This is a genomic window from Flavobacteriales bacterium (genome assembly GCA_030584065.1).
In the GTDB taxonomy this organism is placed as follows: domain Bacteria; phylum Bacteroidota; class Bacteroidia; order Flavobacteriales_F; family PHOS-HE28; genus PHOS-HE28.
On sequence record CP129489.1, the window covers coordinates 411,012 to 431,405 of the forward strand.

General features: G+C 65.6%; 16 protein-coding genes. 11 read left to right on the plus strand and 5 right to left on the minus strand.

The annotated features are described in order from the left end of the window. Window positions 1-2 precede the first annotated feature (2 nt). The 3 genes from QY325_01735 to QY325_01745 are packed head-to-tail and all read left to right on the plus strand — an operon-like array spanning window position 3 to window position 3,033. Window positions 3-1,256, plus strand: a complete 1,254-nt coding sequence (locus tag QY325_01735) for an ABC transporter ATP-binding protein (protein ID WKZ66656.1) — start codon at window positions 3-5, stop codon at window positions 1,254-1,256. Beyond that, window positions 1,253-2,059, plus strand: coding sequence for a sulfotransferase (locus QY325_01740; protein ID WKZ66657.1), 807 nt, complete (start codon window positions 1,253-1,255; stop codon window positions 2,057-2,059). Before QY325_01735 ends, QY325_01740 begins: the two co-directional genes overlap by 4 nt. Beyond that, on the plus strand, window positions 2,056-3,033 hold the full coding sequence (locus QY325_01745; GenBank protein WKZ66658.1) for a sulfotransferase: 978 nt from the start codon (window positions 2,056-2,058) through the stop codon (window positions 3,031-3,033). Before QY325_01740 ends, QY325_01745 begins: the two co-directional genes overlap by 4 nt. An 8-nt stretch (window positions 3,034-3,041) precedes the next feature. On the opposite strand, the gene QY325_01750 is transcribed toward QY325_01745, so the two are convergent. Both QY325_01750 and QY325_01755 read right to left on the minus strand, forming a co-directional pair. Next, on the minus strand, window positions 3,042-4,049 hold the full coding sequence (locus QY325_01750) for a sulfotransferase (protein ID WKZ66659.1): 1,008 nt from the start codon (window positions 4,047-4,049) through the stop codon (window positions 3,042-3,044). Continuing rightward, window positions 4,025-5,029, minus strand: coding sequence for a hypothetical protein (locus QY325_01755; GenBank protein WKZ66660.1), 1,005 nt, complete (start codon window positions 5,027-5,029; stop codon window positions 4,025-4,027). The genes QY325_01750 and QY325_01755 overlap by 25 nt, the downstream gene beginning before the upstream one ends. 86 nt (window positions 5,030-5,115) lie before the next feature. Between QY325_01755 and QY325_01760 the strand changes: the two genes are divergently transcribed. Continuing rightward, the gene (locus tag QY325_01760; GenBank protein ID WKZ66661.1) at window positions 5,116-6,192 is read left to right on the plus strand and encodes a DegT/DnrJ/EryC1/StrS family aminotransferase; all 1,077 of its coding nucleotides are present in this window, start codon (window positions 5,116-5,118) and stop codon (window positions 6,190-6,192) included. Between the two features lie 23 nt (window positions 6,193-6,215). Here the strand turns inward: QY325_01760 and QY325_01765 are convergent, their stop codons facing one another. After that, window positions 6,216-6,965, minus strand: a complete 750-nt coding sequence (locus QY325_01765) for a WbqC family protein (GenBank protein ID WKZ66662.1) — start codon at window positions 6,963-6,965, stop codon at window positions 6,216-6,218. 11 nt (window positions 6,966-6,976) lie between these two features. Here QY325_01765 and QY325_01770 point away from each other — a divergent pair, with 11 nt between their 5' ends. Continuing rightward, window positions 6,977-8,110: a hypothetical protein gene (locus tag QY325_01770; protein ID WKZ66663.1), complete on the plus strand. Its 1,134-nt coding sequence runs from the start codon at window positions 6,977-6,979 to the stop codon at window positions 8,108-8,110. Between the two features lie 56 nt (window positions 8,111-8,166). Further along, window positions 8,167-9,165 carry a glycosyltransferase family 2 protein gene (locus QY325_01775; protein WKZ66664.1) on the plus strand — a complete coding sequence of 333 codons (999 nt, stop codon included), beginning with the start codon at window positions 8,167-8,169 and terminating at the stop codon, window positions 9,163-9,165. A gap of 15 nt (window positions 9,166-9,180) precedes the next feature. Here QY325_01775 and QY325_01780 read toward each other — a convergent pair whose 3' ends face one another. After that, the gene (locus QY325_01780; GenBank protein WKZ66665.1) at window positions 9,181-10,101 is read right to left on the minus strand and encodes a hypothetical protein; all 921 of its coding nucleotides are present in this window, start codon (window positions 10,099-10,101) and stop codon (window positions 9,181-9,183) included. A 3-nt stretch (window positions 10,102-10,104) separates the two neighbouring features. Then, the gene (locus tag QY325_01785) at window positions 10,105-11,562 is read right to left on the minus strand and encodes an MBOAT family O-acyltransferase (GenBank protein ID WKZ66666.1); all 1,458 of its coding nucleotides are present in this window, start codon (window positions 11,560-11,562) and stop codon (window positions 10,105-10,107) included. A 98-nt stretch (window positions 11,563-11,660) separates the two neighbouring features. Between QY325_01785 and QY325_01790 the strand changes: the two genes are divergently transcribed. The 5 genes from QY325_01790 (at window position 11,661) to QY325_01810 (ending at window position 20,351) form a co-directional block, all read left to right on the plus strand. After that, window positions 11,661-12,785, plus strand: a complete 1,125-nt coding sequence (locus tag QY325_01790; GenBank protein ID WKZ66667.1) for a glycosyltransferase — start codon at window positions 11,661-11,663, stop codon at window positions 12,783-12,785. Further along, window positions 12,782-13,903 carry a glycosyltransferase gene (locus QY325_01795; GenBank protein ID WKZ66668.1) on the plus strand — a complete coding sequence of 374 codons (1,122 nt, stop codon included), beginning with the start codon at window positions 12,782-12,784 and terminating at the stop codon, window positions 13,901-13,903. Before QY325_01790 ends, QY325_01795 begins: the two co-directional genes overlap by 4 nt. A 38-nt stretch (window positions 13,904-13,941) precedes the next feature. After that, window positions 13,942-15,354, plus strand: coding sequence for a dicarboxylate/amino acid:cation symporter (locus QY325_01800; GenBank protein WKZ66669.1), 1,413 nt, complete (start codon window positions 13,942-13,944; stop codon window positions 15,352-15,354). Between the two features lie 105 nt (window positions 15,355-15,459). Continuing rightward, the gene (locus tag QY325_01805) at window positions 15,460-18,303 is read left to right on the plus strand and encodes an AsmA-like C-terminal region-containing protein (GenBank protein WKZ66670.1); all 2,844 of its coding nucleotides are present in this window, start codon (window positions 15,460-15,462) and stop codon (window positions 18,301-18,303) included. Then, entirely contained in the window at window positions 18,303-20,351 is a 2,049-nt protein-coding gene (locus tag QY325_01810; GenBank protein ID WKZ66671.1) for an OmpA family protein, read from the plus strand. Before QY325_01805 ends, QY325_01810 begins: the two co-directional genes overlap by 1 nt. The last annotated feature ends 43 nt before the right edge of the window (window positions 20,352-20,394 follow it).

Sequence of the window (20,394 nt, forward strand, 5' to 3'; positions counted from 1 at the left end):
CCATGGAGCGCCTGGTGATACAAGCGGAGGACGTGCGCAAATGCTACCGGCTGGGCGTGATCGGCCGCGATGCGCTGCTGGATGAGGCCGCCGCGCTCTGGGGCCGCTTCCGCGGGCGCGCCGATGTGCGCAAGCAGCTCGACCTGGCCAGCGGCGAGCAGCGCGTGGGCGACTGGTTCTGGAGCCTGCGCGGCGTCTCCTTCGAGCTGCGGCAGGGCGAGGTGCTCGGCATCCTGGGGCGCAACGGCGCCGGCAAGAGCACGCTGCTCAAGCTCCTCTCGCGCATCTCGCTCCCCACCTCGGGCACCATCCGCATGCGCGGCAAGGTGAGCAGCCTGCTGGAGGTGGGCACCGGCTTCCACCCCGAGCTCACGGGCCGCGAGAACATCTTCCTCAACGGGGCCATCCTGGGCATGCGCAAGGCCGAGATCGAGCGCAAGCTCGACCAGATCATCGCCTTCAGCGGCATCGAGCACCACCTCGATTCGCCCATCAAGCGCTACAGCAGCGGCATGAAGGTGCGCCTCGGCTTCAGCGTGGCCGCCCACCTCGACCCCGAGATCCTCATCGTGGACGAGGTGCTCGCCGTGGGCGATGCCGAGTTCCAGCGCAAGTGCCTGGGCAGCATGCGCGAGGTGGCCGACGGCGGCCGCACCATCCTCTTCGTGAGCCACAACATGGTGAGCGTGCAGAGCCTCTGCTCGCGCGTGCTCTGGCTGGAGAAGGGCATGGTGCGCCAGGAGGGGCCCACCGAGGAGGTGGTGCGCGACTACCTCAACACCTACACCCACCAGCACAGCCACCAGGAGTGGGAGCCGGGCCAGGGGCCGGGCACCGACGAGGTGCGGCTGCTCGCCGTGCGCGCCGTGAGCGGCCATGCCGGCGGCGCCTTCACCACCGATGAGCCCGTGCGCGTGGAGATCGAGCTGGAGAACGACGCCATCCGCGATGCCGACCTCGACATCCGGCTGCAGGTGCGCACCGGCAACGACGCCATCGCCTTCAGCAGCGACCTCTCGGCCAGCGCGCCGGCCACGCTCTGGAACCCGGGCCGCTGCAAGGTCGCCTGCATCATCCCGGCGCACCTGCTCAATTCCAACACCTACCGCTTCCACATCGTCTTCTTCCGCCACGGCAAGGTCCTCTTCAAGGCCGAGGACGTCCTCAGCTTCGATGTGCACGAGGGCGCCCGCGAGGGGAGCACCTTCCGCAAGATGCCGGGCGCGGTGCGGCCCAACCTGCAATGGGTGCGATGATCCGGCAGGCGGCCCTGGCCCTGGCGCGGCCCTTGGAGCGCTGCATGCCCCGCATGCTGCCCCGGCTCGTCATCATCGGGGCGCAGAAGGCCGGCACCACCACGCTCTACGACCTGCTGGCGCAGCACCCGCGCATCATCCAGCCGCGGGTGAAGGAGATATCCTTCTTCAGCAACGACGAGGCCTATGCCCGTGGCATGGACCACTACCGCAGCTTCCTGCCGCCGGCGCCACTCTTCGCCCGGGGCTGCATCACCTTCGATGCGTCGCCCATGTACCTCTACCACCCGCAGGCGGCCGAGCGCATCGCGCGGCACCTGCCGGGCGCCCTGTGCCTGGCCCTGCTGCGCAACCCGGTGGAGCGCGCCTACAGCGCCTGGAACATGTACCACCAGTTCAAGGATGACCCGCGCAATGCGCACCGCTACGACCCGCGCAGCTTCGAGGAGGCGGTAGAGGAGGAACTGACGGGAAGGGTGGTTGATCCGGGGCGGGCTTATTTGGACCGTGGCCGCTATGCACCGCAGCTGGAGCGTTACCGCCGGAGTGTGGGTGATGCGAACCTGCTGGTTATGCCCTTTGACCGATTGCGGACCGATCCGCACGGACTCGTGAACACTGTTCTCCGTAGGCTGGGCTTGCCGGAGTTGCCGCCAGACCATCCGGCCTTCGCCACACGCAGCAACGCACGAGCCTATGCGGCACCGCTCGATGCCCGGCTCAAGGAGCGCCTTCAGTCCTACTTCGCCGATGACCTCGAGCGGACGTTCCGCCTCACCGGCATCACCCTTTCCGGGTCATGACGGCGGAGCGTGAACAGATCGACCGGTCGGAACCGGGCAGCACGCCGGTCAGCCGCATCTTCGTCATTGGCAGTCCGCGGAGCGGCACGTCATGGCTGCACCGAATGATTGCCGAGCACCCCCGAGTCGCCTCCATCGAGGGCGAACTAACCGTATTCAGCCGGTACCTCGCACCGGTGATGAAGGCCTATGAGCGTGAGAAGGGACACATGGAGCGGGGTGAATGGAGCCAGGGGATGCCGCTACTCTACTCAGGGCAGGAGTTCGAGGTCGCTATGGCGGGTTTGGTGGCGCGCATCTACGAGCGTCTCCTCAGCCGCCGCCCAGATGCTACGCACGTGCTCGACAAGCACCCGGACTACTGCCATCACCTTCCGCTTATGGAGCGCTTCATGCCCGAAGCCCGCTACGTGCACATCATCCGTGATGGGCGGGAGGTGGCCGTAAGCATGATCAGCGCCAAGCGGCGTCTGGGCTATGGCGCAGGCGAAGTGGAAGGCGCGGCCCGGGAATGGCAGGCTTCCGTGATGAAGGCCAGGGCCTTCGGCGCGGTCATCGGCACGCGCTACCTTGAGGTGCGCTATGAGGAGCTCGTGAGCGATACGGCTGCCGTGCTCAGCAGAGTGTTCAGCCATTTTGGGCTCTTCATCGGCGCCGAGGAAGTGGAGCGCATCGCGGCGGATTACCACATCTCGCGGAAGCAGGTGAGCCGCGGAGACACATCCTTGAATGCACTCCGGACCGAGCAGGGAGCCATTTGGCGCTCGCGGTTGAGCGTAAAGCAGCGGTTCATACTGGACCGCGTGGCCGGTGACCTGCTCTCCACGCTGGGCTATGCGCAGCCTGGGTGGTGGGCCATGAGTATCATGCAGCGGATTGCTTTGCTGCCCTACCCCTTCCTGCTGAAAGTGAAGCGGTCCATAAGGGCGCTGCTGGCCATTTGGGGTTCACCCGCCATCCGTCGCGGCAGCTGATGCTCCGCTCAGATGGCGTTCAGCCGATCGACAATGCGCCGCGCGCGCTCAGTCAGATGCGGGTCCACGGGCATTGCACTTGCACTGAAGGAGGCCGGCCCCGCATAGGGCTTGTTGAGCCCGAGGCGCTGGCAAAGTTGCGCGTATAGCTCTAAGGGGGCTTCGCAGAAGCGCTCGTAGTGCACATCGATCGCATCGGCGGCAGGCAACGACGACAGCCCGGTCCTGACCGCCCGGTTGGTGAGCCACACCTGGGCAACGGCCTGCTCCCAAGGGGGTAGGTCCTTCACGGTCGCGTATTCCGCGGGCTTGTAGGAGTACCAAGCAGTGTCGGTGCCGAAGTACGACACACGGGCCTTGAGCAGCGAGATTGCATTCTCAGGTACCGGTCGTTGGATGAAAAGGAATACGCTGTCGGGGAAGATCGATCGGAGCAGTGGCAGCTGCCAGTTGAGCTCCATGGCCTTGAGCAGCACGGGCTTCGCGAATACTTGCTCCATGGCGGCCACATCGCTTCGCAGCTGGGCCACTTCCGTAGGTCCCGGCTCGGCGAGGAGCCTGTCCTGCGTTTCGCCGAACCGGAAGAAACGCCGCCAGAAGTAGCCGAAGTCGTGCGGTGCATTCGCGCCGCGTGTCCGGCCGAGCTCCGAGGAGAAGGAATCTGACATTGACCGGTCCGGGAAGACCTCGCCACGGTGGTCGAGGTCATGCAGGATCCTGTGAATGAGGGCGCCGACATAGGGGTCGCTGTAGAACCGAGACATTATGTTGGTGGGGTAGGCCACTAGACCGGTGGCCGCGAGCCATTGCATCAGCAGGGTGGAGCCCCCGCGCGCGCATCCCACCACGAAGAGGACCGGTAGCCGCGGACTGGACGGACGGTCCATCAGGTCTCGGGCCTTGGCAAGGTGCTCGTTGAGCTTACGCAGCAGGGCCTCCAGCTCCGGATCGCGCGCATGCCTGCTGGTCCGTTGGAGCGATTCCCAAGGATTCAGGCCAGACGATTCAGTTGCCATGCTCGTTCCCGGATTTGTTCAGGTGAATACCGCTGGTCGATGGGGAAGGCGATGAGCCGTTCCGTTAGGTCCAGGGCCTCGGGGAACCGCTCGATGCCCGGCCGCTGCGGAATCTCCGGCCAGTAGCGTGCGGCGAAGATCCCGGCTTCGTGTATGCGCCGGAGGTCCACTGGCTGGTCGAGCAGCAAGGGATAGTTCAAGGGGCTTGACAGCCCCGCTAGGTCGAGGCGAAGCCGATTCCGTGGACCGAGGACGACATGCGCCGCCCAGAAATTCTCCAGCCGACGGTCTCGTGCCGAGTTATGATCCAGGCGGAGGAGCAACTCATGCGACAGCCTTGAGGCTTGCTCAATCCGCGTCGAGATGTGCTGCTCGTTCCGCCCGTATGACTCACGTACCGAAGGGCCCGAACCCATGGCCCGGAGAATCAGGTGGTCGCCATGGACATCCTGGTTCGGCGCCAATTCCACACGAACGGGCCGTGGCGTGAAGAGGAAGGCTCCGTCTGGCACGCCCCGGAACTTGCGCGCCGAGTTGAAGCCATAGTGCCCTGCAGGCGGAGCCCCCGAGAAATAAGCGTGCGTGGAATCGATGACGGCCCGCGGACCCAATCGGGAGGCCAGTTGATGCACCGCAAGGGTGCGGATGCCGAAGTAGTCCACCAGGATGGTCAGCTCATCACCTGCAGGTCGCGGTTCGCTTATGGGCAGGAATTGCTCGTCGATGCAGTAGTGCACCAACTCGATGCCGCGTTCCTGCATCGGATGCAGCAGCGTGTCGCAGGCGTAGAACGGAACGTGCACGCGCCTCGGTCGCTCCAGGTCCAGGATGAGGGCGAGGCAGGCTCTGCCGCTGCTGAGGAGCAGCGCCTCGGGATAGGGTAGCGGGCCGGGCTCGCCCCAAGGTTCCAGGCCCATGAACCCGCCGAATCCGGCCACTTGGCCCTGTGGTGCACCGCCTGCTTGCCCGGCATTTTCCATGCCCGGCGAAGGTCGGATTATTTCAAGCCCCGAGCGCTTGGTGCCTTGTACTTTCGCCCGCGCTCCATTGGGGCTTCTTGTCTGAAATGCCAGTCACCATTCCTGTCACCAAGGCCTTCCTGCCGCCCTTCCAGGACGTCGTTGGCATGCTTCAAGGCATCTGGGACTCCGGACAGCTCACCAACAACGGCCCTCTCCTCAAGCAGCTGGAAGCCGAGCTCGTGCCGCATCATGGAACGCCCCATGTCCTGCTGGCTTCGAACGGCACCATCACTCTGCAGCTGGCGCTGCGTGCCTTCGGCATCACGGGCGAGGTGATCACCACGCCCTTCTCCTACGTCGCCTCCACCACGGCCATCCTCTGGGAGCGCTGCACTCCCGTGTTCGTGGATATTGAGCCCGACGGATTCAACATCGATGCGGACCTCATCGAGCGGGCCATCACGCCGCGGACGCAGGCCATCCTGGCCACGCACGTGTATGGCCTGCCCTGCAACGTAGAGGCCATTGCGGACATAGCTGCCCGGCATGGCTTGAAGGTGATTTACGATGCGGCGCACGCATTCGGCACCCGCTACCGCGGCCGACCGCTGCTTTCGCAGGGAGACATCAGTTCATGCAGCTTCCACGCCACAAAGATCTTCCATACCGTGGAGGGCGGCTCACTGGCCTGCGCTGATCCTGCGCTCCACAGGAAGCTTGGCCTCATGCGGGCCTTCGGCCACATCAAGGACGAGCATTTCGAGCCGGGCATCAATGCCAAGAACAGCGAACTGCATGCCGCTGTGGGCCTGCTGGTGCTTCGGCACTTCCCGGCCATCCTGGAGCGCCGCCGTGCCCAGTGGCTCCGTTATGCCGCCGGGCTGCGCGGCATGCGCATCGCTCGGGTCCCGGCGGAGACGGAGTACAACCACTCCTACTTCCCGCTGGTGCTCGACTCCGAGCGTGCGATGCATCAGGTGGTGGAGGCCTTGGCCGCCATCGGCGTGGCGCCCCGCCGCTACTTCTATCCGGCGCTCAGCAATTTGCCCTATGTCACCGCAAGGGGAAGCTGCCCGATTGCCGAGAGCCTGGCGCTGCGCGTCATCTGCCTCCCGCTGTATCACGACCTGGGCGATGCCGACATTGATCGGGTCATCGCGGTCGTCAGGGCCAGTGTATAACCCGGCATGCGGCTGAGCCTGCGTCACTCCTCCTTCAGTTCATACTGTTCCAGCATGTCCTGGATCGCCGACGGGGCGTTGAACATCATTACGTCGATGATGGAGAGCCCCGGGATGAACATGGGATTGCGTTGGTCGTAAGCGGGCAGCCGCTGCTCGTGGAAGAGGAGCCGGACACCGGCGTCATGGAAGCGCACCGGGTCGAAGAATGTGCGGCCTCCAGGAGGATTGATATACTCGGCCGCACCGATTTCCTGGCACGTGTAGAGCGACCATTCCATGGGGTGCTTGGGCGTGGGATGACTCAGCCCCATCTCGGAATACACCTCATGCCGGAAGGGAATGTCGAGGTAGGCGCAGGTGCGTTGGAGCGTATGCGTGAGGAAGGGGACCAGCCTGTCGGATGGGGCGGCGAAGCATTCGCGCAGTACCTCGACCACGGTGGTGTAATGGGGCGCCCGCAGCAGCTTGTAGGCATCGAGCTGACGCAAGAAGAGGTCGAACCTGGCGGCATCGGGAGCGAGCACCATGTCCTTGATCAGGGTGTCGCGCTCATGCGCGGCCACGGTGACGCTCACGAATTTCTCACCGCCACCTGCCTTGAGCACACGGTTGCGGTTCATCCAACCCTTGCGGATGTACTGCACTGGGTCGAAGACGATCCAGCGGTCCGAATGCGCAATCAGGCCGAAGTAGCCCAGATAGGGGAAGAAATAGGGCTGCATGATGCCCACCCGCTTGCCCTCGTACACCTCTCGTCCTGTTGCGTCCATGCCTGCTGCTCTTGCGCCGGGAAATGGCGGCGCCGTGCCCGCCAGTCGGCATCCAGGCCGTGAAGATCGCCAGTTCCGTGCCATTCGGCTTGATGCAATCCCACGAGGGCCAGGCGGTGGCCACTTGTCTACTACATGCTATCCTTGCCAGGTGGTTCGTGGTCAGGTCGGCGATTACCATTGATACTGACCGCCATGCCCAAGGTGAAATGCAAGCGCTGCGCACGGTAGTACTCCACATCGGCTGGCCCAAGACGGGCACGACGACGCTGCAGAAACATGTGTTCGCCAACGTGAAAGGGCACCGCTACCTCGGCAAGACGCCGTTCGTCACCGGGGCGAACAAGCATACGTTCCGCCTCGTGCATGCGCTTGCCTATGCCAGTGCCGAGTGCTTTCACGAGGAGGCGGAAGCCCTTCGCTCCGACTTGGCACGCGTGGAGACCGAGCGCTATGGCAATGTGGATGACCGCACCCCAGCGATCATCTCCGAGGAGGGTGTGCTGAGCAGCTTGTTGAAGCCATCGGACCATCAGCATCATGGCTATTCCACCGCATCGCTCAGCCAGATTGCTGACCGCCTGCTGCAGCTCGAGTCACTTTGGAAGGTCCGCTTCGAACTGCTTGTCTCCGAGCGCGATCCGATGGAGATCCTGCATGCCTACTATGCCCAGATGTACCATGTCTTCAGGACCTTCGGAGGACTGAAGAGCTTCCAAGGGTATATAAGGACGGGAACATCGGGCCGGCCGGGCCATGACCTTGGCTTCAGGTATCTCCAAGGCGCGCATGTGCGCGATACGCTCGTACACCAGTTCGGCGCGGCGCGTGTGCATTGTATTCCCATGAATGAATTATTCACCGATGGGCGGGTGCGGCTGAGCGCATGGTATCCGGCCTTCCCCGATGCAGCCATCGGACAGGTGGAGGGGGAGAACAAACGTTCAATCGCGAAGGATGTTAAATTGACCCACCTGCGTCCCGTTTGGATGCCAAAGGCGCGCTTTCGCCTGATTGATTTCCTGCGAGCGGTTCGTGCCATGCACCGGGAGCGCTACGCCGACCATAGCAAGCTGGAGGTGCAGGTGGTAATGACTGATGGGGACCGGGAGGCTTTGAGCAACTTTTTCCGGAGCGGGGCGTGAGCCAGGCGGGCCATGCCGTGTATCCCGGTTGAAGACGCAGCTTTGCTGACATCGTCATGAGCCGACCTGTGGAGCCAGAGAACCCTGAGGGCGCCCCCGCGCCACTCGTCTCCATCTCGGTCACCGCCCATCGCCACGAGGCCTACCTGGCCCAGTGCCTTGAGAGCATCCTTATGCAGGAGTGTCCCTTCGCTTACGAGGTGCTGCTGAGCGAGGACGACAGCGGTGATGGCACACGGGCCATCGCACAGCGCTATGCCGAGGCCAATCCCGATCGTATCCGGCTTTTCCTTCACCGCCGCGATCAGCTCATCCGCATCGATGGCCGTCCCACAGGGCGGCACAGCCTGCTGCACAACCTCAGTCATGCGCGCGGGCGCTACCTCTGCCACATCGACGGTGACGACTACTGGACTGACCGTGACAGGCTGCGCGTGATGGTGGAGAAAATGGAGGCCGAGCCGGACCTAGGCCTGGCCTTTCACAATGCGTGGAACGAGTGGGACGATGGGCGGCGCCAGGTCTACCTGGCCCCGTCAATTGCCAAGCCGCGTTACAGCCGGTCAGACCTTACAGCCGTCAACTTCATCCCCACAGCCGGCGTCATCTGGCGATGGAACGCGCTCCGCGTACTGCCCGACGCCTTCCAACAGGCGCCCTTCGGGGACTGGGTCATCAATATCCATTTCGCCGGGCTGGGCCCCATCGGCTACGTGGACCGCTTCATGGCCGTGCGCCGTGTGCATGAAGGAGGGGCCATGAGCGCGATGGGCACCGTGCGCACCTGCCGCAGCCTGGCGCTTGCTTACGAGGTCATGCGCACCCAAGTGGGCGAAGGCCTTTCGCCCGTGGCACTGGCCCGGTGGACCAAGCAGGTCACCGACGGCTTCGATCTCGCGCTGAAGGCCGGCGATCGCGACCATGCCCGCTGGTTCCTTGCGCATGCCGCCGCCGTGCCGCAGGGCAACATCCCCCGGCGCACGCGCCTGCGCTGGTGGGCGCTGCTGCACTGGCCCCGGCTGATGCGCGCCTATGCGTCCATCAGGCGGCATTGACCGTCCGCAACCGCATCAATCCTTCGACATCCCTGCCAGGTCTTCAGCTAAGATCCTTGTGAGCTTCGCTGTACCGCTGGCTTGAAGGTGATCGCTGTTCCCGAAGTCGATTTCAATGAAGCGTTGATCTTCAGAGAGGTCGTGGTAGCTCACATTCTGAAACGTCCGTGCTAGCTCACGCCCGGTCTTCCTGGCCAACGCTAGTTGCACGGGGTCCATGACATCAAGATATGCCTTGTGGCAGGGAGGAAAGAAGAAATGCACCTGTATCCCGCGGGCTGCAGCTAGCTGAATAATCCGGTCTAGGTAAGCGTGATTGATACGGTAGTGGCCGGATGGTCCAAACGTGTGCCGCGCCGCTGTTTCCTTTCCATGCGCGACAAAATCCAAGCCCGGCTTCGGCCGCCCTGGTGCTCCGCCGTTAACCCGGCACCTGATGTTGTCGCTGCCATAGAGCAGGTGGTCCATAAGCATACGTAGTGAAACCGACTTCCGCGCGTTCAACACCTCGAAACGGTGCTCAAGGCTAGAGGCCTGTTCAGGCATATCCATGTAGATGGCATAGTTCTTCACGCGCCACGGCTCAGGCCCCTCCTCAATGACTGCGCCTATTGAGTAATAGGACAGCGGTAGGACAATCGTACTCAAAGCGGGCAACTCTGCAAGATAGTGCTCCAGGATAGCCAGGTCGCGGCGATGGTCCTGCGACATGTTTGCCGCATTATAGGCAGGTACGCCGAAGCCCAGGGGATCGACCCCATTGAACGCATGAGAGTTGCCAAGTACAAGGATTCGAATTGAGTCGCCATGGTTCAAGAGGCGCTCGTGCGTGTAGCTGTAGTTGTTGGGAATAGCGCGCAGTCCGCATTCAACCATCACGATGATGCCCAGGATGGGAAGAATGAAGGCCATCGTACGAAGCAGGTAGCGTACCATGGCCTAGAACTGGAAATAAATGAACGTGTGATCCCGCCCGGTGTGAATCAGCACGATGCAGACAAGCACGTAGTAAGCCGCCCACCGCCAGCCGGGTGACATGAATCGCTCCAAGCTGGCTAAGCCGTGCTGTTGGTGGCGTTGCATCCATTCTACGGCCAGCATAACCCAGACGAATGGCATGGGACCACTAGTCGTAATGTCTTTAGCCAGTAGGAGGAACTGACCAGGGTTGGCAATCATACGGGTCGGTATCAAAATGATGAACTCCAAAGCCGTAGTCAGGTCGGGCGCCCTGAAAAAAATCCAGGCGAAGTCGACTAGGAGAAATGTCCCAGCCATGCGGAGTGAATCGGCTGGGGATGGCAACCAGCCACGGAGTGCGGTAGTAGTGACGTGTTCGCGATGGGTGCCGCGCAGGAGCAAGGGCAGAAAGAACAGGGCGTGCAATGCTCCCCATACGACGAAGGTCCAGTTGGCGCCGTGCCAGAAGCCGCTAACCAGGAATATAACCAAGGTGTTGCGTACCCGCTGATTGAGATTCCCGCGGCTCCCGCCCAAGGGGATGTACAGGTAGTCCCTGAACCAGGTGCTCAGCGAAATATGCCAACGGCGCCAGAACTCGGCGATGTCCCTGGAGAAGTAGGGGAACGCGAAGTTGCGCATGAGCGAGATGCCAAAGAGCCGTGCAGTGCCAACTGCAATGTCGGAGTAACCGCTGAAATCCCCGTAGATCTGGAAGGCAAAGAGGATGGCGGCGAATGCCAGGTCACTGCCACCTCTGGCCCAAGGGTCGCTGAAAGCCTGGTCAACAAGCGGTGCGCACTGGTCGGCAATGACCACCTTCTTGAAGAAGCCCCACAGGATCTGCCGGGTTCCGTCAACCGCCTGGCTATAATCGAACCTCCGGGTTCGCTGGAACTGTGGCAGCAGCGCTGTGCCACGCTCGATTGGCCCCGCCACTAGCTGGGGGAAGAACATCAAGTAGGCGCCGAAGGCCACGGGGTCGCGCTCGGCACGGAGCTGCCCGCGGTACACATCAATGGTGTAGCTGAGGCTCTGGAAGGTGTAGAAGCTGATGCCGACCGGTAGCACGATGCCCAGCGTGCGCGCCTCGAAGGGTATGCCCAGTAACGTGAAGCCGTCGGCGAAGGCGGTGATGAAGAAGTCATAGTACTTGAAGAAGCCCAGCGAGCCCAAGTTGCCCACCAGACTCAAAGCGAGCCAGGCCTTGCGGCGCGCAGGGCCGGAGCTGGCGCTGATGCGTAGGGCCGCCACATAGTCGAGCGCGCCGCTGAAGAAGACCACGCTGAGGTAGCGCCAATCCCACCAGCCGTAGAAGAAGAGGCTGGCGGCCAGCAGCAGTGCGTTGCCATGGCGATGGTGGATCCGCTCGGCCAGCCAGAAGAGCCCGAACACTAAGGGCAGGAAGAGTGCGAACTCGACGGAGTTGAAGAGCATGGCGCCGTGGCCGCTCAGCGGAGGCGGGGCGAAGAAAGCGCTTCGCCGTCAGATACCCCGGCCTGACCGCATCCCCTGCGTTGCGCACCTTTGCCGCCATGCCCCTGCGCATCGCCCTGGCCACGGCCACGCCGCACCACCGCTGCGAGACCTTCGTGCGCGCCCACCTGGAGGGGCTGCGCGACCCGGTGCTGGTGCTCACGGACGGATCGCTGCCCGCTGCCGATGGCGAGGGCCGTCCCCTGCTGTCCGCCTCGCGCGCCGCGCGCCTCGCGCACCGGGTGAAGGGCCTGATGGGCCCGCAGGACCACAGCGCCCGCCTCCGCGCCCGCATCGTGCAGCTGCTGCGGGAGCGGCGCGTGGAGGTGGTGCTGGCCGAGTACGGCACCACCGCCGCCGAGCTGCTGCCCTGCTGCCAGGCGGCCGGGGTGCCGCTGGTGGCCTATTTCCTCGGCTTCGACGCGTACACGCACGATGTGCTCCGGCGCTACGGAAACTACCGCGCGCTCTTCGGCGGCGCGGCACGGCTGGTGGCGGTGAGCCGCGCCATCCGGGAGCACCTCATCGCGCTGGGCGCCCCGGCGGAGAAGGTGGTGTACAACTCCTGCGGCGCCGATGTGGACCGCTTCACGCCCGCCGATGCGGGGGCGGCGCCGCCGCACTTCCTCGGCGTGGGCCGCTTCGTGGACAAGAAGGCGCCGCACCTGCTGCTGCTGGCCTTCGCCGAGGCCCATCGCCAGCGGCCCGCCGCCCGCCTGACCCTGGTGGGCGACGGCCCGCTCTGGGAGGCCTGCGACCAGCTGGTGCGCGCCCTGGGCCTGCAGCAGGCCGTGGACCTCTGCGGCCCGCGCACCCCCGCCGAGATCGCGGGGCTGCAGCACCGCTCGCGCGCCTTCGTGCAGCACAGCGTGGTCACCTCCGCCAACGACCGCGAAGGCACCCCCGTGGCCATGCTCGAGGCCATGGCCTGCGCCCTGCCCGTGGTGAGCACCCGCCATGGCGACATCGCCGAGGTGGTGGGCACCGAGCGCGGGCTGCTGGGCGAGGAGCGCGACATCGGCGCCATGGCCGCCCACCTGGTGGCGCTCATCGACGATCCCGTGCGCGCCGCGGCCATGGGGCGCGCAGGCCGCGCCTACGTGATGGCCGAGCACCGCCAACAGGACCGCATCGCCGCGCTGCAGGGCATCCTGCAGCAGGCCGCCCATCCCGTGCGCGCATGAATCCCCCGCGCATCGCCATCGCCTCGCCCAGCGCGAATGCCTGGAGCGAGACCTTCATCGCCGCCCACCTGGAGCGCCTGCACGGCGTGGAGCTGGTGCTGGTGGATGGCGAGCTGCCCACCCGCGTGGCAGGCGGCCCCCTGCTCCGCGGCCGCACCGCACCCGGTCGCCTGGCGGACCGCCTCCTGGCCCTGCTGCGCGGCACCGATCCAGAGGGCCTGGTCCGCCACCGCATCGCCCGGCTGCTGCAGCGGCGCGGGATCGAGGTGCTGCTGGCCGAGTACGGCAATTGCGCCCACGCGCTCATCGGTCCCGCCCGCGCGGCCAAGGTGCCGCTGGTGGCCCACTTCCACGGCTTCGACGCGCACCGCATGGACTACGTGGAGCGCCTGGGCCGCTACCGCGAGCTCTTCGCCAGCGCCGCCGCGCTGGTGGTGGTGAGCCGTGCCATGGAGCGCCAGCTGCTGGCCCTGGGGGCGCCGCCGGAGAAGGTGGTGTACAACTGCTACGGCATCGATGTGGGCCGCTTCGCGGCGGGTGCGCCGGAGCAGGCGCCGCCGCATTTCGTGGCCGTGGGCCGCTTCGTGGAGAAGAAGGCCCCGCAGCGTACCATCGCGGCCTTCGCCAGGGCGCTGGCGCAGGTGCCTGCGGCGCGCCTCACCCTGGTGGGGCAGGGGCCGCTGTGGGAGGACTGCGCGCACCAGGTGCAGGAACTCGGCATCGGGCATGCCGTGGACCTCTGCGGGGTGCGCACGCCGGACGAGATCGCCGCCCTCCTGCGCGGCGCGCGCGCCTTCGTGCAGCACAGCGTGCGCGCGGCCAACGGCGATTCGGAGGGCACCCCCCTGGCGGTGCTGGAGGCCATGGCCACGGGCATCCCCGTGATCGCCACGCGCCACACGGGCATCGCCGATGTGGTGGGGGAGGAGCGCGAAGGGCTGCTCTGCGAGGAGCACGACGTGGAGGGCATGGCCCGCAACCTGGTGCGCGTGGCCCTCGATCCCGCCCTGGCCGGGCGCCTGGGCCGCGCGGGACGCGCGAAGGCCGAGCGCGAGCACCGCGTGGAGGACAGCATCGCCCGGCTGCAGGCCATCCTGGAGCGCGCCGCGCGCCGCTGAGGAGGGGCCGCTGCGCCGCGATCTCCCATCTTGGCGCCATGAAGCTCTCCCTTCCGCTGCGCATCCTCATCGGCCTGGCCGCGGGCATCGCCTGGGCCGTGCTCTCCAGCACCATGGGCTGGAGCCGCTATACGCTGGATTGGATCGCGCCCTTCGGCGACATCTTCATCAATCTGCTCAAGCTCATCGCCATCCCGCTGGTGCTCTTCAGCATCATCGGCGGGGTGAGCGGCCTGGGCGATGTGGCCAAGCTGGGCCGCACCGGCCTGCGCATGCTGGCGCTCTACCTGGCCACCACCGTCATGGCCATCAGCGTGGGCCTGCTGGTGGTGAACCTGATCAAGCCGGGCGAATGGTCGAGCGACGACCAGCGGCTGCGCAACCGCATCGCCTACGAGCTGTGGGTGCAGGAGACCCCCACGGTGAGCAAGCCCAAGGACGGCCTCTGCATCAGCTGCGACCCGAAGAACGCCGCGCTGGTGGCCGAGGTGATGGCCGCCCGCCAGGCCTCCCCGCCCGATCCCGCCCTCATGGGCAAGGTGGAGGAGGCCAAGAGCGTGCAGGGCGGTCCGCTCCAGTTCCTGGTGGACATGGTGCCGAGCAACATCTTCCTGAGCTTCAACAACGCGCTGATGCTGCAGGTGATCTTCTTCGCCCTCTTCTTCGGCGTGGTGCTGCTCACCCTGCCGGCGGCCACCGTGGCGCCGGTGGTGGCCCTGGTGCAGGGGCTCAACGAGGTCTTCATGCGCATGGTGGACCTGGTGATGCGCGCCGCGCCCTGGTTCGTCTTCGCCCTCATGGCCGGGGTGGTCTCGCGCATCGCCGGCGACGACCCCGCCGCCGTGCTGCAGCTCTTCAAATCGCTCGCCGGCTACAGCCTCACGGTGGTCCTCGGCCTGGCCCTGGTGGTCTTCGTGATCTACCCTACGGTGATGACCCTGCTCATGCGCCGCAATGTGTTCGGGCGCTTCCTCAAGGCCATCAGCCCCGCCCAGCTCCTGGCCTTCAGCACCAGCAGCAGCGCGGCCACCCTGCCGGCCACCTTGGAGTGCGTGGAGGAGAACATCGGGGTGAGCAAGAGCACCGCCAGCTTCGTGCTCCCCATCGGCGCCACGGTGAACATGGACGGCACCAGCCTCTACCAGGCCGTGGCGGTGGTCTTCCTGGCGCAGTTCCACCTGGTGGACCTGACGCTGGTGCAGCAGTTGGGCATCATCCTCACGGCCACCCTGGCCAGCATCGGCGCGGCCGCGGTGCCCAGCGCCGGCCTCATCACGCTCTTCATCGTGCTCACCGGCCTGGGCCTCGATCCCGCCTGGATCGCCATCATCCTGCCGGTGGACCGCATCCTGGACATGTGCCGCACGGTGGTGAATGTCACCGGCGACGCGGCCTGCTGCAGCATCATCGCCCACAGCCAGGGCGAGCGCCTCTTCAACAAGCCGGCGTGAGCAAGGCCGCTGAGGCCCGGCAGGGGCGGCGGGCGGCGATGGAACCATCTTTGCAGGCAGGCTGGCCCTGACGCCGGCCCCCTCATACCAACGCCTCCTCCGGCCATGAAGAAGTGGACCAAGCGCATCCTGCTCACCGTGGGCATCCTGGTGGTGCTGCTGCTCGCCGCAGCGGTGCTCATCCCCATCCTGTTCAAGGACAAGATCGAGGCCGCCGTGAAGACGGAGGTGAACAAGAACCTGAACGCCACCGTCAACTGGGGCGAATGGGACATCACCCTCCTGCGGAGCTTCCCCGACCTCACCGTGGAGGTGGCCGATGTCTCCGTGGCCAACCAGGCCCCCTTCGAGGGCATCGAGCTCGCGCGCATCGCCTCCTTCGTGGCCACCGTGGATGTGAAGAGCCTCTTCGGCGACCGCATCGATGTGAAGCGCATCGCGCTGGTGAGGCCCCGCATCCACGTGAAGGTGCTGGAGGACGGCCGCGCCAACTGGGACATCGCCAAGGCCGACAGCGCCGCGGTGGAGGAGGCGCCCGCCGACACGGCCGGAGGCGCGTTCAACCTGGCGCTGGAGTCCTTCACCATCGAGGACGGGCGGCTCATCTACGACGATGCCTCGCTCACCTACTACATGGACCTCGCCGGCCTCGACCTCACCGGCCACGGCGATATGACGCAGGACCTCTACGTGCTCAGCACCAAGCTGCATGCGGACACGGCCAACGTGGACTTCGACGGCATCCGCTACCTGCGCAACGTGAAGGCCGACATCGCCGCCGACATCGACATGGACATGCCGAACATGAAGTTCACCTTCAAGGAGAACGAGGCGGCCATCAACCAGCTCGTGCTCGGGTTCGATGGCTGGCTGGCCATGCCGGCGGACGACATCGACATGGACCTCACCTGGAACGCGAAGAAGACCGACTTCGCCACCCTGCTCTCCCTGGTGCCCGCCGCCTTCGCTTCCGACCTCAGCGGCGTGCAGATGAGCGGCAAGGCCGCCTTCAGCGGCCATGTGAAGGGCACCTACAACGACACCAGCATGCCCGGCTTCGGCGTGGTGGTGGATGTGGACCGGGGCCGCTTCAAGTACCCCGACCTCCCGGCCGCCGTGGAGGACATCTACGTGGACCTGAAGGTGAACAGCCCCGGCGGTGCCGACCTCGATGGCATGGTGGTGGACCTGAAGCGCTTCGCGATGCGGATGGCCGGCAATCCCGTGGAGGCCCGCATGCACCTCACCCATCCCATCAGCGATCCCAAGGTGGATGCGGAGCTGAAGGCCGACCTGGACCTGGCCAGCGTGAAGAAGGTGGTGCCCATGGAGGGCAACGACCTGCAGGGCCGTCTTACCGCCGACGTGCGGATGAAGGGCGCCATGAGCGACGTGGAGGCGCAGCGCTACGAGAAGTTCCACGCCGATGGCGAGCTCGTGCTCGCGGGCATGCGCTACGCCTCCGACTCGCTGCCCTTCGCGGTGGGCATCAAGAGCCTGCACTTCGACTTCAACCCGCGATTCCTGGAGCTCGTGGGCTTCGATGGCAGTGTGGGCTCGAGCAACCTGCAGGCCAAGGGCCGCATGGACAACTACCTGCAGTGGTGGCTCAAGGACAGCACCCTCACCGGCAGCTTCAACCTCACGGCCGACCGCTTCAACGTGAACGAGCTGATGGGGAACGGCGCGGGCGCATCCTCCGGAACCGCCGCACCCACGGACACCGTGCCGATGAGCGTGATCGAGGTGCCGGGCAACATCGACTTCCGCATGGGCCTGGCCGTGCAGGAGGTGATCTACGACGACCTGCACCTCACCAACGTGCGCGGCGGCCTCCACGCCCACGAGGGCCGGCTCGACCTGCGCGATGTCTTCTTCAACCTCTTCGGCGGCAGCGTGGGCCTCGCCGGCAGCTACAAGCCCGAAGGGACCACCGGCGCCCGCTACGACCTTGAGTACGACATCAGGAACCTGGATATCCAGCAGACCGTGCAGTACGTGGACATGGTGAAGAAGGTGGCCCCCATCGCCAAGACCTGCAAGGGCGCCTTCACCACCACGCTCACCATGCAGGGACGGCTGGACCAGCACATGGAGCCGGACCTGAACACGCTCACCGGCGGCGGCACCCTGGTGACGCGCAACGTGCAGATCGACGGCCTGCAGCCCTTGGTGGAGCTGGCCAAGGCGCTGAAGGTGAAGGAGCTCGAGAACACGCGCGTGCAGAACGTGGACTTCAGCTTCGAGTTCCTCGACGGCAAGATGGTGGTGAAGCCCTTCGACGTGAAGATCGACCGCATCCAGGCCAACGTGCGCGGCACCACCGCCTTCGTCGACCAAGCCATCGATTACGACCTGAAGGCCAAGGTGCCTACGGAGCTCTTCGGTGCGGCGGCCAACCAGGCCGTGGCCGGGCTGCTCGGCAAGGCCAACGCGGCCATCGGGTCCAGCTTCCAGGCGCCGAAGGAACTCGACATGACCGCGCGGATCACGGGCACCATGGAGAAGCCCATCGTGAAGCCGGTGTTCGCTGGAGGCGGCAGCAGCCTGAAGGAGACGGTGAAGGAGGAGATGAAGGAGGAGCTGAACACGCAGATCGCCCGCGCCAAGGAGGAGGCCATCGCCCGCGCCAAGGCCGAGCGCGACCGGCTCATCGCCGAGGCCCAGGCCCAGGCCGACAAGCTGAAGGCCGATGCCCGCCGCGAGGCCGCCGCCGCCAAGGCGCAGGCATACAAGGCCGCCGACGACGAGCTGGCCAAGATCACCAACCCGCTCGCCAAGCTGGCCGCCAAGGCCGTGGCCGACAAGGCCAAGCAGGAGGCCGACAAGGTGGAGCAGCGTGCCGTGGCCGAGGCCGACAAGAAGGCGGACGCCGTGGTGGATGTCGCCCGCAAGAAAGGCGATGAGCTGGTGAAGAAGGCGGAGGAAACCGATACGACGGTAAAGTGATGCGGAACAGGCGGGGCGTGAAGGGGGCGGCCGGGCTGATGCTGGCGTGGATGCTGCTGGCAGGGACAGCGGCGGTGGCGCAGGATGACGATCCGTGCGCCCCGCCCACGGACAAGAAGATCCTGAAGCTGCTCGATGAGGCCGCCGGTGCCAAGGACCCCGTGCAGCGCCATGCCAAGCTGAAGAGCACCCTGGAGATCGACCCGGAATGCGTGGAGTGCCAGTTCAGGCTGGGGCTCTCGGCCTACCGCATCGCGCGCGAGGGCGGAAAGGGCTTCGCTGCGGCGATCAAGTACCTGGAGGCCGTGCAGGCGAAATGCCCCGCCTACCACAGCGATGTGCCCTACCTGCTGGGCACCATGCACTACGCCGAGGGGCGCTACGCCGAGGCCGCCAAGGCCGTCGAGGCCTTCCGCCGCTTCCCCACCGAGGATGCCGCCCGCGTGAGCAAGGGCTACGACAAGCAGTACCAGGAGACCGAGGCCCTGATGCCCGAGCTGGCGTTCTATGCCGACTTCTACCGCAACATCGGCGAGCTCAACCCGCGCTCGGTGCCCAACGTGAGCACGCCCACGGACGAGTACCTGCCCATGCTCTCGCCCGACAACGAGATGATCTTCTTCACGCGGAAGCGCCAGGTGAAGGCCAAGGGCGACCTGGTGGGGCGCGATGTGGAGGAGCTCATGGAAGCGCGCCGCAAGGGCGTGGAGGCCGACTTCGATGCGGGCCGCGCGCTGCCCGACCCCTTCAACACCGGCGACGGCTATGGCGGGGTCACCATCAGCCTCAACAACAAGGAGATGTTCGTCACCGTGTGCGGCCCCAAGGACAGCCGGGGCTACAGCAACTGCGACATCCACCGCTCGCACTTCAACAGCCGGTTCAACCTCGACGCCGGCGGCCAGGAGTGGGAGTGGGAGGGCCTCGATGCCCTCAGCGATGCCGTGAACGGTACGGGCAGCTGGGAGAGCCAGCCCAGCCTGAGCGGCGACGGGCGCACGCTCTACTTCGCCACGGCGCGCGAGGGCAGCCGGGGCATCGACATCTTCACCAGCACCCGCGATGCGAAGGGCGTGTGGAGCCCCGCGCGGCCCGTGCCCGGCATCTGCACCGAGGGCGACGAGAAGGCGCCCTTCATGCACGCGGACAGCCGCACGCTCTACTTCGCCGCCAAGCCCAACGCCCAGGGCCAGGGGCACCGCAGCATCGGCGGCTACGACATCTTCTTCAGCAAGCTGAACGAGGATGGCAGCTGGACCACGCCGCGCAACATCGGCCATCCCATCAACACCGACCAGGATGAGCACGGGCTCATCGTGAGCGCCGACGGCCGAACCGCCTATTTCGCCAGCGGCCGCTACAAGGGCGCAGGCGGCCTGGACATCCTCAGCTTCCCGCTGCCCACCGACGTGCGGCCCGATGAGATCCTGATCGTGAAGGGCGAGGTGCGCGACGAGAAGGGGCAGGCCGTGCGCGGCGCCACCGTTGAGGTGAAGTACATGGACACCCGCAGGACGGAGGTCATCAAGGCCGACAGCGTGGATGGCCGCTACGCCACCGTGGTGCGCCTGAAGCCCGGCAGCGACGTGGTGCTCACCGTGAAGAAGGAGGGCCATGTCTTCGATTCGCGCAGCTTCGCCATCGAGGATACCGTGCGCCGTGGCGTGGCCAAGGTGGACATGAGCGTGCAGCGGATCGAGGTGAACCGCAGCTACCGCGTCAATGACATCAAGTTCGCCTCCAACAGCGCGGAGATCGCCAGGAGCAGCGAGTACATCCTCGATGAGCTGATCGCCTTCCTCAAGGAGAACCCCACCATCCGGATCCGCATCGAAGGCCATACCGACAATGTGGGCCAGCTGGCCGACAACATGGCCCTGAGCAACGACCGCGCCTTCACCGTGATGGGCTACCTGCAAGGCAAGGGCGTGGCAGCAAGCCGGCTGAGCTTCAAGGGGCTCGGCCCCACGAAGCCGCTGGCGAGCAACGATACCCCCGAGGGCCGGGCGGCCAACCGTCGCACAGAATTCGTCATCCTATCGCGCTGAGGAACCGGCAAAGGCCTCCGCTACCTTTGCAGCCTCCCTTCCG